At 61.2% G+C, this 13,033-nt stretch carries 12 protein-coding genes; 4 read left to right on the top strand and 8 right to left on the bottom strand.

Going from position 1 to position 13,033, the window contains the following annotated elements; all coding sequences use genetic code 11:
• Positions 1 to 38: 38 nt before the first annotated feature.
• Complete coding sequence (gene fabA, locus ACLB1Z_RS01050) at positions 39 to 563, bottom strand: bifunctional 3-hydroxydecanoyl-ACP dehydratase/trans-2-decenoyl-ACP isomerase (RefSeq protein WP_013950352.1); 525 nt, start codon at positions 561 to 563, stop codon at positions 39 to 41.
• Between the two features lie 270 nt (positions 564 to 833).
• Between fabA and irrA the strand changes: the two genes are divergently transcribed.
• Complete coding sequence (irrA, locus tag ACLB1Z_RS01045) at positions 834 to 1,271, top strand: iron response transcriptional regulator IrrA (RefSeq protein ID WP_409561647.1); 438 nt, start codon at positions 834 to 836, stop codon at positions 1,269 to 1,271.
• 67 nt (positions 1,272 to 1,338) lie between these two features.
• Here the strand turns inward: irrA and ACLB1Z_RS01040 are convergent, their stop codons facing one another.
• Entirely contained in the window at positions 1,339 to 1,929 is a 591-nt protein-coding gene (locus ACLB1Z_RS01040) for an SH3 domain-containing protein (protein ID WP_409561646.1), read from the bottom strand.
• Between the two features lie 182 nt (positions 1,930 to 2,111).
• Here ACLB1Z_RS01040 and ACLB1Z_RS01035 point away from each other — a divergent pair, with 182 nt between their 5' ends.
• A complete protein-coding gene (locus ACLB1Z_RS01035; protein WP_409561645.1) occupies positions 2,112 to 3,110 on the top strand; it encodes a 2-hydroxyacid dehydrogenase in 999 nt (332 codons plus the stop codon).
• Between the two features lie 25 nt (positions 3,111 to 3,135).
• Here the strand turns inward: ACLB1Z_RS01035 and ACLB1Z_RS01030 are convergent, their stop codons facing one another.
• The 5 genes from ACLB1Z_RS01030 to coaBC form a co-directional block, all read right to left on the bottom strand.
• The gene (locus tag ACLB1Z_RS01030) at positions 3,136 to 4,362 is read right to left on the bottom strand and encodes a metalloprotease (protein WP_409561644.1); all 1,227 of its coding nucleotides are present in this window, start codon (positions 4,360 to 4,362) and stop codon (positions 3,136 to 3,138) included.
• 114 nt (positions 4,363 to 4,476) lie between these two features.
• Positions 4,477 to 5,313 carry a HesA/MoeB/ThiF family protein gene (locus ACLB1Z_RS01025; RefSeq protein WP_409561643.1) on the bottom strand — a complete coding sequence of 279 codons (837 nt, stop codon included), beginning with the start codon at positions 5,311 to 5,313 and terminating at the stop codon, positions 4,477 to 4,479.
• A gap of 17 nt (positions 5,314 to 5,330) precedes the next feature.
• Entirely contained in the window at positions 5,331 to 6,332 is a 1,002-nt protein-coding gene (gene cysK / locus ACLB1Z_RS01020) for a cysteine synthase A (RefSeq protein WP_013950346.1), read from the bottom strand.
• 151 nt (positions 6,333 to 6,483) lie between these two features.
• On the bottom strand, positions 6,484 to 7,035 hold the full coding sequence (gene dut / locus ACLB1Z_RS01015) for a dUTP diphosphatase (RefSeq protein WP_409561642.1): 552 nt from the start codon (positions 7,033 to 7,035) through the stop codon (positions 6,484 to 6,486).
• Entirely contained in the window at positions 7,032 to 8,267 is a 1,236-nt protein-coding gene (gene coaBC / locus ACLB1Z_RS01010; RefSeq protein WP_409561641.1) for a bifunctional phosphopantothenoylcysteine decarboxylase/phosphopantothenate--cysteine ligase CoaBC, read from the bottom strand. The genes dut and coaBC overlap by 4 nt, the downstream gene beginning before the upstream one ends.
• Before the next feature lie 665 nt (positions 8,268 to 8,932).
• Here coaBC and ACLB1Z_RS01005 point away from each other — a divergent pair.
• Both ACLB1Z_RS01005 and glpD read left to right on the top strand, forming a co-directional pair.
• On the top strand, positions 8,933 to 10,864 hold the full coding sequence (locus ACLB1Z_RS01005; protein WP_409561640.1) for a sodium/substrate symporter small subunit: 1,932 nt from the start codon (positions 8,933 to 8,935) through the stop codon (positions 10,862 to 10,864).
• A gap of 77 nt (positions 10,865 to 10,941) precedes the next feature.
• Positions 10,942 to 12,444, top strand: coding sequence for a glycerol-3-phosphate dehydrogenase (glpD, locus tag ACLB1Z_RS01000; RefSeq protein WP_409561639.1), 1,503 nt, complete (start codon positions 10,942 to 10,944; stop codon positions 12,442 to 12,444).
• 10 nt (positions 12,445 to 12,454) lie between these two features.
• Here the strand turns inward: glpD and ACLB1Z_RS00995 are convergent, their stop codons facing one another.
• The gene (locus ACLB1Z_RS00995; protein ID WP_013950341.1) at positions 12,455 to 12,979 is read right to left on the bottom strand and encodes a hypothetical protein; all 525 of its coding nucleotides are present in this window, start codon (positions 12,977 to 12,979) and stop codon (positions 12,455 to 12,457) included.
• Positions 12,980 to 13,033: the final 54 nt, after the last annotated feature.

Genomic DNA, 13,033 nt, shown 5'->3' with positions numbered 1-13,033 from the left:
CTGCCGCCCACCCTGGCAACCGGGCGCTAGGCCCACGCTTAAGGGCCTTCGCTCGACTTGAGTAGGACCCTCAGGTCCTTGGCTGTGTATATCACTTCGCCGTCGGCTTTCAGGACCCCATCAGCCTCGGCGAGCTTCAGCTTTCGAGCAATAACCCGCTTGATGTCTATGATATATTCAAGCTGCTTCACGTCCGGCGTCACTTCTCGCGTGAACTTCACCTCGCCGACGCCCGATGCCCGGCCCTGCCCCGTAAGTCCGAGCCAGCCCAGAAAAAATCCGGTCAATTGCCACAGTGCATCGAGGCCGAGACAGCCCGGCATGACCGGATCGCCCTTGAAGTGGCAGGCAAATAACCAGTCCAGACGCTCGTTTCCGGCGACTTTGAGTTCGGCAACGATCTGGCCCTTGCCATGTGCGCCGCCCGTCTCCGAAATCGACGCGATCCGGTCGACCATCAGCATTGGCGGCAGCGGCAATTGGGCATTTCCCGGCCCGAACAGCTCCCCACGGCCGCAAGCGAGCAGATCATCGAATTCGTAGCTAGAACGGCGTTCTGCCATGTATCCCCTCGTTTCATGGCCGATAGTGTCGTGTAAGTGCACAATATGCTCCGGCCGTTCAAGATCAGCGGGTCCTAACACACGCTTGGCCGAGCGCCTAGCATGACCAGCCGGTGCGTGTAACAGGCCAAATCCCCGCCTCAAAGCCGTTTTGACCGCAAGTTGCGGGTTTTCCGGCAAGTGACTATACTTAGATCTTCGAAGCACGTTGCATCACGGGCGATTCTTGCGATCGAACGTGGTGACGCCAACACGGTTCTGCAAACGGAAATGTCCGAGAAATCTCCGCTCGATATGGAAACCGGGATGCCGGCAAACACCTCCGACCTCCTCCGAAAGGCGGGTCTGCGGCCAACGCGCCAGCGCATGACGCTCGGCCGTTTGCTGTTCGAAGGCGGTGACCGCCACGTGACGGCAGAACAGCTTCATGCCGAGGTTGCAGGTCTCGGAGAGCATGTCTCGCTCGCGACCGTGTATAATACCCTGCATCAGTTCAAGCGCGCGGGTCTACTGCGCGAGTTGGCGATCGAAGGCTCGAAAGCCTACTTCGACACCAACATCTCCAATCACAATCACTTCCTGCTCGAACCCAATGGCGAGCTGATGGATATTCCCGGCGACGCGATTTCGGTCGAAGGCCTGCCCGAACCACCGGAAGGCATGAAGATCACGCACGTCGACGTCGTCGTGAGGCTCGCGAAAATCTAACTGCGACGAATAGCCTGCAAAGCCCAACCGCGCTGGCGGCGCTTGGGCTTTTGCATCAGCGCGTCCTTTATTTGAAGGTCTCGCCCTCGTAGACGCCCCAGAGCTTCTTTTGCTCTATGTAGCCGCTGTACTGATCGACGGTCACGCGGCACCAGCGGCCGTCGCAGGAATGCAGATCGGCGATCACGCCGGCTTCCACCTTGGCGACGACGCCCGACCGTGAGCTGTCGCTGGCCATGATCGGCACGAGCGGCGACGATCCGGATTTTCGCTCCCAAGGCAGCACGAGCCCGGTTCTCCGACCCGACAGCAGCGACTGCAGCACCCAGCCCGTGACGCCGTCCGAATCGCGAACCTCGCGCCACGTCTCGAATTCCTTGATCACTTCGACCGGCAGCCCGGCCCGGCGATAGACCCAGCCAGTAGGATAGTCCGTCCCTGGGCCGTTCCTGAGGTTTACGCGATCCGATTTCAAACTGACGAAACGCGGAACCGGCAGGCCGCTGCCGGTCACAGGCGGCGAATCATCGGCCTTTGCCGGTACGACGGCCGACATTGCCGCAATCGCCACGGATATGGCCGCAACGACGAACCTAACCCACGAGACCGCAAGCAAAATTCTTCCGCGCGTCGGATTTGTGATGGCGAATTCAGTCATTTGGAATAGCTCGTAGCCCCCGCGTTCGAGCATGGATCGATGCATGCCCGGCAGTGGGGCGTCTGCTATTTGATTTCAGGACTTTGTCTTAGCAAAGGCCATCTGATAGACACGGGGCCGCACTTTCTCAAGCGGCCGAGTCATCTCGTCCAAAGCCGCATTTTTCAAGCAATGGGAAACGAATGCCGACGTCCCCCAAGAAACCTGTTGTCGTTGTTACGCGAAAACTCCCCGATGTCGTCGAGACACGGATGTGTGAATTGTTCGATACGCGCTTGAATGTCGACGACAAGCCGATGAGCCATGCTCAACTCGTCGAAGCTGTAAAAACCGCCGACGTTCTCGTCCCGACCGTCACCGACCGCATCGACCGCTCGGTTCTGACCCAGGCCGGACCAAAATTGCGCCTGATCGCAAACTTCGGCACCGGCGTCGACAATGTCGATCTCGACACCGCGCGCAACCGGGGCATCCTGGTTACGAACACCCCGGGCGTGCTGACCGAAGACACGGCCGACATGACGATGGCCCTGATCCTCACGGTTCCCCGCCGTCTCGCGGAAGGCGCTGCCTACATGCGCGATCCCGCAACGACATGGACGGGCTGGTCGCCGACCTGGATGCTCGGACACCGCATTTATGGCAAGCGCCTCGGCATCATCGGCATGGGCCGCATTGGTCAGGCGGTCGCCCGCCGCGCCAAGGCGTTCGGCTTGCAGATCCACTATCACAACCGCCGCCGTGTCACGGAAGAGGTCGAGGAAGAACTTGAGGCCACCTACTGGGAAAGCCTCGATCAGATGCTGACACGAATGGACATCATCTCGATCAATTGCCCGCACACGCCTGCGACGTACCATCTGCTTTCGGCGCGCCGTCTGAAGTTGATGAAACCATCGGCTTATCTCGTGAACACCGCGCGCGGCGAAGTCGTGGACGAGAACGAGCTGGTCCGCCTGCTCGAATCGGGCGCCATCGCAGGCGCCGGTCTCGACGTGTTCGAGCATGAACCGGCCGTCAATCCGCGTCTGCTCGCATCGAACCGCGTCGTCGCGCTTCCGCATATGAGTTCGGCAACGATCGAGGGCCGCATCGACATGGGCGAGAAGGTCATCATCAATATCAAGGCCTACTCCGACGGCCACGCACCGCCCGACCGCGTCCATCCGGCGATGCTCTGACGCAATCCCTGTCTCGCGGGCGGCTTCAAGAACCGCCCGCGACGAGCGGCGTATTCCAGGTGCGCTCCGCCACACCGATGTAAAAAAGTAATGTCGCGCCGTAGCCGCAGACGAGCCACGCCATCTCCCGGCGTGTCAGTGGCATCACCTGGTTGAGCGCATACGTCTGCTTCGACAAAACGCCGGGCGCAATCAGCAGAATGAGCGCCATCAAAAGGTAGTCGCCGAACCAGGCGGCAAGTCCGACACCGACGAGCAGCAGTGCGCCATGAATGGCACGTGCCCCGCGCGGCGACAGGCGCGACGTCAACGCCTGCAATATCCGGCCGCCGTCGAGCGGCAGGATTGGCAGCAGGTTCAAGCCGTTCACCACCGCACTCAACAACACCAGGTCTGCAAGAAACGGATCGTCGTTCTGCAACGACAGCCAGAAGAAAATCCCCGTCGTCAGCATGCTGCCCGCCGGTCCCATCAGCGCCACGAAACCGCGCACCGCTTCGCTTTTGCCGAAACCCTCGCCGACCGCCACACCACCGAAAAACGGAATGAAATAAATTCCGCGCACGGGAATGCCGACCCAGCGCATGGCCAGCACATGCCCAAGCTCATGCAGCAACACCACGAGCAGCAAAATCACGGCGGCCGACATATCGAAAAGCGCTGAGAAGCTCGCAAACGTCAGCGCCCCGGTAATAACCGCGCTCGTCAGTTGATCGCCAAAATTGCGCCCGCGCCGTCCCGCGCGAGCCTCCGCAGTTCGCTTCAGGCTGTAGAGACTGCGCAAGACCGTCAGCGGCATTAACAGCCGCGTCGAAATCCTGGTGTGCGTCAGCTCGCAACATTCCGTGATGACCGATTGCCGGTCGTCGCCCGCAACGGCAACAGCGCCGATGTAATCGTCGCCGACCTGGTAGATCGGATCGCATTCATCCGCCAGCAGACGCAACGTCATCGCTTCGCCCGGTGTCTCCGCCAGGATCTGGTAAGCGAATTTGAGCCGCTTGTCGTTGTACTGACAGGTTCCCGTAAACACGCCCGGACGCGCTGGATCGGGCTCGGTATCGAGCTCCATCGGCGGCGGCCCTTCGAGCTTGATCTTGTGCGCCGAGACGACGTTCCACGCCACTGTCTTCGGCGCATCCACAAAGCGCGAAACCTCATAGATCCGCCGCTTCGTGCCGACGACAAGATCGAACGGCACCCTGAGCAGTTCTATGATCAGAAAGAAAAGATTCTGCAGAAGAGGCAACACGCGGCGACCTCGCAATTGACGCCGGTACTTTTATCGCGAGCCACGCCGGGTACGCAAACGATAGGAAGAGACGTCCCTTGATTGCGCGCGACAGTGGTCAGCATAGAGACGGGGTCACTCGGCTGCGCAGGCCGAATTCTGCGACGCCCGGTGCGAAGACAGATCGACAATCGTCGGCTGCTTGCCTGACAGCGGATTGTCCGGATCCCAGGCGATGGTGACGACCTCGAAGCGCGCCGCGAGCGCGTCATAGATCAGCAGTCGCCCTGCCAGACTTTCACCGAGACCAAGAATTTCCTTCACCACTTCCGTCGCCTGCAGCGTGCCGACGACGCCGGCAACCGGCCCGAGTACGCCCACTTCTTCGCAGTTGGCGACAAGCCCTTGCGGCGGTGCCTCTGGAAAGAGACAGCGCAGTGTCGGATAAGGCTCGCCCTCGGCGTTCCGCTCATACGGCTTGAACGTCGAGACATAACCGTCGAACGACCCGAGCGTCGCATAGACGAGCGGTCGCTTGGCAAAATAACACGCGTCCGCCACGAGGTAGCGTGTCGCGAAGTTGTCCGAGCCGTCAGCAACGATGTCGTAGTTGGAAATCAGCGCAATCGCATTATCGGCATTGATGCGCTCCGCATGCGTCTCGACCATGACGAGTGGATTAAGACGCAGCATCGTATCGCGTGCGCTCTCGACTTTCAGTCGCCCGGCGTCCTCGGTGCGATGCGCGATCTGACGCTGCAGGTTGTCGATCGAAACGGTGTCGTCGTCGACGATGCCGATGGTGCCGACTCCCGCCGCCGCAAGATAGGTGACGACCGGCGAACCAAGTCCGCCGGCACCAACTACGAGTACACGCGCGCCCTTCAGCTTCTGCTGCCCAGGCGCACCGACATCACGCAGCACAAGGTGACGCTTGTAACGCTGCACCTCTTCGGACGTGAGTGTCGCCATAAGAACCTCTTGCGCGTTTAGCTCCGCGGCTGCGGATCGACGAACAGCTCGCTGGAATAATACCGCTCCGCCGAGGACGGTGCGAATGTCACGATCGTTTTGCCTGCGAATTCCGGCCGCTCGGCAACCGTGATCGCGGCGGCAACGTTGGCACCCGTCGAGATGCCGCCCGGAATGCCTTCCACCTTCGCGACCATGCGCGACACATCGAATGCCGTCTCGCTCGAAACCGTCACAACTTCGTCAATCAGGCCTTTATCGAGAATGCTCGGAATGAAACCGGCGCCGATGCCCTGGATCTTGTGCGGACCGCGCGGCTGCCCCGACAGTATCGCACTCGTCGACGGCTCGACGGCAATGACCTTGAGGCCTGGAATGCGCTTCTTCAGCGCCCGGCCGACACCGGTCAGCGTGCCGCCTGTGCCGACGCCAACCACGAGCGCGTCGACCTTGCCGTTGGTGTCGTTATAGATTTCTTCCGCCGTCGTCTTTTCGTGAACGAGCGGGTTCGCCGGATTATCGAATTGACCCGGAATGACCGCGTCCGGCAACGTCTTCGCAAGCTCTTCCGCGCGCGTGACCGCCGCCGGCATGCCGCCCGGTCCAGGCGTCAATTCAAGCTCGGCGCCGAGATGCGCCAGAATTTTTCTGCGCTCGATCGACATCGTCTCTGGCATGACGAGGATGAGGCGATATCCGCGCGCCGCTGCAACGAACGCAAGACCAATACCCGTGTTGCCCGACGTCGGCTCGATCAGAACGGTCTTACCCGGCTTGATGCGGCCTTCCGCTTCGAGCACGTCGATCATCGCCACGCCGATACGATCCTTGACCGACGACAGCGGATTGAAAAATTCGAGCTTCAGCAGAATGTCTGCCTTGAGCTTCGCAGCCTCTTGGATTTTCGAAAGGCGCACGAGCGGCGTATGACCGATGGTCTCGGTGATGCTGTCATAGACGCGGCCGCGCCCCCAGCTCTTTGTGGCGTCCAGTGTCTTGATCTCAAGCGTCTCTGTCATGGCCTGTCTCGGTTTGAGAAGTCTCGGGTTGCGTTGGCGCGTGTCTGCACCAGATACATCTGAATGTAGGGTCGTTTCTCGCAGGTTCGAGCACCGCTCTCAAGAGGCGATGCACAGCCGTAGGCGTCGATAAGCATTGCATTTTTTGTGCTTACGACGAGTGTCCCCGCTTTTGAGAGCCGGATTTTGTTTGCGCCGTCTCCCCCTCGCCGGAAACGGATTTCTCCTTGCGGGACTTCGGTTGGGATGTCGCCTCACCTACGCCCGTCGAGCCGAAACCGCCGGCGCCTCTTTTCGTCTTCGAAAGTTTTTTGACCTCGCGCAGTTTTACGCGGGCAACGGGCGCGATAACCATTTGCGCGATGCGCTCGCCCCTAGTCACGACGAACGGCTCTTTGCCGAGATTGATCAAAATGACTGCGACTTCGCCGCGATAGTCGGCGTCGATCGTACCGGGACTATTGAGAACCGTCACGCCATGCTTGATGGCAAGACCGGAGCGCGGTCTCACCTGAGCTTCCATCTTCTTCGGAATCTCGAAGATCAACCCCGTCGGAATGAGCACGCGGGCGCCCGGCAGGATCGTCACTGTCGTATCGGGAGCAACCGCCGCTACAAGATCGAAACCGGCCGCGTCGGGTGTTTGATAATCGGGAAGCGGAAGACTGTCGGCGTGCGGCAGCCGCTTGATTTTCACTTTCATTCTGCAGCCGTCCGCTTGCTGTGAAGCTCTCCGGCCGCACGCTCCATGAGCTTTCGCGCCACCTTGGCTTTGCTCATCTCCGGCCAACTCTCGACGCCGCTCGCCATTATCACGTGCACAGTATTGTTCTCTCCTCCCATCACGCCGGACGACGGCGAAACATCATTCGCAACGATCCAGTCCGCGCGCTTTGTCTTCAGTTTCTTTTGCCCGTACGCCAGCACGTCCTGCGTCTCGGCCGCAAAGCCAATGACGAGCGATGGCCGCATCTGACCGGATTGAGCAATCGTTTTCAGAATGTCGGGGTTTTCCGACAGCGTCAGCATCGGCGCGCTTTTGCCTTCGGCCTTTTTGATCTTTTCCGTTTGCGGCCGGTCGACACGCCAATCGGCAACGGCTGCCGCAAACACGGCGATATCGGCGGGAAGCGCCGCGCGCACCGCCGCAAGCATTTCATCAGCCGTCTTGACCCGCACGACCGTGACATCGCGCGGCTCAGGCAAGGACACAGGCCCGGTAATCAGCGTTACGCGGGCGCCAAGTTCGCGCGCGGCCGCCGCGAGTTCAAAACCCTGCTTGCCGGATGACCGGTTCGCCAGATAGCGGATCGGATCGATAGGCTCGTGCGTCGGCCCGCTTGTAATAACGACATGCCGCCCTGCGAGCGGACCAACGGCATCCGTGTTCAGTTCCAGCACACTCTCAATCGCTTCAATGAGCTGCGGAACCTCGACGAGACGGCCAGGGCCAGCTTCGCCGCGCTCCGCCATCTCGCCAACAGCCGGTCCGACGAAGCGAATGCCGTCTTCTTTGAGTTGCGCCACGTTTCGTCGCGTCGCCGGATTGAGCCACATCGCCGGGTTCATCGCTGGCGCGACCAGCACCGGCCTGTCGGTTGCCAGTAGCACCGCCGTCGCGAGGTCATCCGCATGCCCGCCTGCCATCCGCGCCATCAGATCCGCTGTCGCGGGCGCGACGACGATCACATCACTGTCGCGCGCCAGCCGGATGTGGCCGATCTCGCGCTCCTCGTCGAGATCGAAGAGATTCGTTAGTACGCGCTCATTCGTCAGCGCTCCAACCGATAGCGGCGTCACGAAGTGATGCGCGGCCTTGGTCATCACCGCCCGGACGCTGTGGCCGCGCTCCTTGAGCCGGCGGATCAGTTCTAGGCATTTGTAGGCCGCGATACCGCCGCCGATGATCAATAAAATGCGTTTAGCCGATGCCACAGCGTTCAATCCATTTCCTGGCCAGTTGCTGGCCGATCGAAACCAAGTTTAGCACGTCCTGGCGTGCGGGGCGTTAAACGGCTCTGAATACCGGTCAGTCAGACACTCTTGGCGTCCCAGGAAGCCAGGGGCGGCATAAGTTGCACAGGCTCGACGGCACCTCACGATGGCGATTTCCACGCTCTGAGGGCAGGCGAAACCCGCCTGCTGCTGCGGCACGCATTTCCTCCCGCCAATTCGCCATAATCGAGCAATAACCGAGCGCGGTGCACCCCTCCGAGGCAACAAAATTGACCATCGATTAGGCAGTCACAAAATCGAAATTATTTATGTCGCGCGGTGACTTGACGCAGAAGACACAATGGTACATGGTGCGCCCACTCAGCGATGGTTGGGACCGGTCGCAGGGATAAAAACGAATAAAGGTCCAAGTCTAGGGACGAAACTATTGGGGTGGTTCGCCAGTCGAGCCGCCCCAATTCAATTCCGGCATTCGAACGAGCGAAACAACGTTCGTTCTGGCCCGCCATTCCGCCGCCACCGACATTTTTCTGATCTTAGTTCAGAAGCTCTCATCGGTAATGTTCCCCGCCTTGATCGGAACGCCTTTCTGACGCCAATAGCGCGCGTTCGATGCTAAGCGGGGATGGGAAGAGGTTTTCAGAATGAGTTTGGGGGATATCGCAGGCGCCAGCCGGCCGTCGGGCCGCCTTTTGCTCGCAAGCTTGATGCTATGGCTGATCTTGGCTGTGGCTCTGCCGCTGTGCGCGCTGACGCTCAATCTCTTCCACTTCGCCGGCTTCCCGCTCGGCTTCTGGATCGCAGCCCAGGGCGCCATCATCGGGCTCGTTGCACTCGTCGCATTTTACGCTTGGCGCGCGGGCGGTACGTCGGCGCGCGAAGGCATCGGCCCCGCGCTCGTCTTTGCCGGTGAATGCGTCGGCGCGGTCGCGCTGTTGGGCTTCACCGGTTATATCGCGGCCATGGGATATGACGGCTTGGCACTACCTCTTGGTATGGTCGCCGGCATCGCGCTTCTCGCCATTCTCGTCGCGCCGCGCTTCGTGCTCTATCCGGTACAATCGATCAGCGGCTTTTTCGCCATCCGCTACGGCAGCAATGTCGTGCGCCGCCTCGCATTCCTGATTGCCTTCGTCGGCTGCGTGCTTTTGCTGGCAGCCGATATCCGCGCCGGATCGCTGGCCTTTCAAAGCTTATCGAACCTGCCGCTGCCGCAGGCGATCCTCGTTCTTACCCTCACGATCACCGCCATCTGGTTGGCCAGCTCTCTGCTGCCCGGCAAGAAGATCAACGGCATCGGCTTTATCATCATCTGCGGCGGCTTGCTCGCAACGCTGATTGGCCTTGCGCTTTACGCCGACGGGTCGGTCATACCCCATCTAACACTCGGGGCAGCACTGCAAAGTCATGCCAGCATCAGCCAGAAACTGATCATCAATCGCCTCTCGGACTTCCAATCGCTGAAGCCGATGGCGTCGCCATTCCTGCAGCTGTCGATGAAAAACTTCGCCGGCCTGCTACTGGCCGTCGCGTTCGGCATTGTCGTCGCGCCGCATCTTCTCGGCCGCCACGTCTCGCAATCCTCCGTCGCACCAGGCTCTGCCGTAAAGCGCACCGCCGCCGCACTTTTCGCGGTTGCCATCATCATCGCGAGCTTGCCGCCGCTCGCCGTCTATAGCCGCCTCGGCTTCGAACAGGCGATGTCGAAAGGCATCGAGATTGCCGCCATTCCGCAATCGCTGGCGGAGGCCAGCGCGCTCGGCTGGGTGAAGGTCTGCGATCGCAATTCCGAAGCGCCAACCGAACTGACGGCGGCCTGCCAGAAGGCCTCAGGCCAGCGCGGCTTCGTCCGGCTGCAAGACCTCGCGTTTACGACGGACGGTTTCGTCGTCGCCGCACCGAAGATCTCGGGCCTCGATCCTTGGCTGCAATACCCGCTGCTGATCGGCGCCGTGCTGGCCTCGATCCTTATGGGCAACGCGCTCATCTCCGGCATCGTCGTCGAGGATGGCGAAATCCGCGCGAACCGCGACGCCAACGAGGTCGTAAACCTCGATTTCCGAGCCGTGACAGTCGGCGGCACAATGCTTGTCGCAGGTGCGCTCGGCGCACTTTATGCGGCGATGAGCACGGGCCTGCTCGCCGCTGAAGGATTTGCGATCCTGGCCGCAGGGCTCTTCCCCGCACTCGTTTTAGGCTTGCATTGGCGGCACATGAACAAGGTCGGCGCCATCGCCGCGATGTTCGTCGGCATTGCCATCACCGGCATCTACCTTCTCGGCGTCCACCTCTGGCCGGTGGAACTGTTCAGCCTGAGCGGCAGCCTGTCGAACGCCATGCCCGAAGCCGCCGACCGTTTCGCAGAGTTGCAAGCCGCACTTGCTGCAGCGACGACACCGGAAGCTCAAGCTGCCGCTCGCGCCGCGCTCGTCGCCCATGTCACGACCATCGCCAACTGGGGCGGACTGCAACCGGCGGCCATCACGCTGGTTTCGGTACCCGCGGGCTTCATCGCCGGATTGGTTTTCAGCCTGCTGTTCCGCAGCCGCAAAGCCGGCGGCCCGACAAAAAGCTGATCCTTCGCGCTTCTGAGCGAGTCGCCTAGAATCCCGCAATGACCAACGTCGCGGAGCGGGTTCCCCATGGGTTTTGCATGACCGATGAAGTCTACGACTTGCTCGTGATCGGCGGCGGCATCAACGGTGCCGGGATCGCCGCCGACGCCGCGTCACGCGGCCTGTCGGTTCTGTTGGCCGAAGCCGAAGACCTGGCAGGCGCAACGTCGTCAGCAAGCTCCAAGCTGATCCACGGCGGCCTCCGCTACCTCGAACACTTCGAATTTCGCCTTGTCCGAGAAGCACTCGCCGAGCGAGAAGTCCTGCTGGCGAAAGCCCCGCACATCGTCCGTCCGCTGCGTTTCGTGCTGCCGCAAGTCGAAGGCATGCGACCGGCTCTGATGATGCGCGCCGGACTTTTCCTTTACGACCACCTCGCCACGCGCCAATCGCTCGGCGCCTCGCACGCGATTGATCTGCGGCGCGAACCGGCGGGCAAACCGCTTCAGCCAGAGATCGCGTCTGGCTTCACGTATTGGGATTGCGCCGTCGACGATGCCCGCCTTGTCGTTCTGAATGCACTCGCAGCCCGCAATGCCGGAGCCCGAATTCTGACGCGCACCGCCGTCGCAGCGCTCACAACTGAAAATGATCTATGGATCGCTTCGCTCGGACGCGATGGCCAACGCTGCGCTGCCCGCGCCATAGTCAATGCGGCTGGTCCTTGGGTCGCTGACGTCGCGAAGCTGGCGACTACGACACAACCGCCGGCAAACGCGATTGCCATTCGCCTCGTCAAAGGCAGTCACATCGTCGTCCCGCGCATCGCCGGCGCTGATGACGCTTACACGTTCCAGAACAGCGACGGCCGCGTCGTGTTTGCAATACCGTTCGAAGATGATTTCACGCTGATCGGCACGACGGAAGAAAAACTGTCGGGCGATCCACGCAATGCCACGCCGACGCGCGTTGAAGAAACATATCTGCTCGACGTCGCGCGCCGCTTTTTTCGGAATGCTCCAAAACATAGCGACATCGTCTGGAGTTTCGCAGGCGTGCGCCCGCTCGATGACGATGGCGCGCAAAGCGCATCCGCCGTCAGCCGCGATTACCGGCTCGACTTGGAAGCCAAGCAATCGCCGCCAATCCTTCACGTCATCGGCGGCAAGATCACCACCTATCGCAAGCTCGCCGAAGCCGCTCTTAGCGCGCTCCATCCCTACTTCCCGGACATGCCCCGCGGAACGACCGCAACGACGCCATTGCCGGGAGGCGACCTTGGTGGACAATCGTTCGAACAGTGGTTGGCAGACTTCGTCCGAGCGAACAGCGGTTTTGCGCCAACTCGTCTCCGCCGTCTCGCTCGCCGCTATGGCACGCGCGCGCAAGACCTCATCGCCGGAGCGCGATCGGAACAAGACCTTGGCGAAGACTTAGGCGGCGGTCTAACGGCCCGCGAAATCGCCTATCTCAAATCGGAGGAATGGGCCGTGACCGCCGACGATATTCTTTGGCGGCGCACGAAAGCAGGCCTGCACTTGGCGCTCGGCGAGCGCGCGATGGCCGCCGAACGCATTCAGAACGATCTCGATAAAGCGTAGGCCTCTGTGCTTACATCAACCGCCGACGCGACGCGCGAAGGCCGCACGTGGCCGGGCAGATCGAATCCGCATCGAGCATCTGGTTGGTCTTGCGCAACGCCGCTGCCAGCGCCTGCGCACCGTTAAGCGTATCGCCGATATCGCCCGAACCGATCAGCGCTTCAGCCGCAGCCGTCAGCGCCTGACGCTCATCATGCTGACACGCAGCGATAATCGAGATCGCGAGGCACTCGTCGCGGCAGAAGCTGCGGCAGCCTGCCGGCGAAATCTCGATGTCGCGCTGCGCATTGGCTTTGACGGCGCGAACGAACTTCGAAAGGTCGAGCAACAACGCCTTGGCATTGTCCGGGCCGAGCATGCCCGAAAACGTGTTCCACGCGTCTTCCCAGCATTTGATATCGCCGGTCGACAATCCGGCGAGCCAGCAGCGGAAGCCGACGGCAACCAGCCGCTCAGGTGCACGCGCCGGCAACGGAACGACCTTCGCCGAACGCGCCGATTGTCCGAGAGAGGAATTGGATGCCGAATTAGCCATTGTGCGAACCCTCCGACGAGAGGCTCACGAGCGCGGCGACGACGCCGGAGTCGA

It is taken from the genome of Hyphomicrobium sp. MC8b (genome assembly GCF_905067615.1).
Lineage (GTDB): Bacteria > Pseudomonadota > Alphaproteobacteria > Rhizobiales > Hyphomicrobiaceae > Hyphomicrobium_B.
Note: the sequence above shows the minus strand (reverse complement) of the source record. Positions and strands in the feature narration are given on the sequence as shown.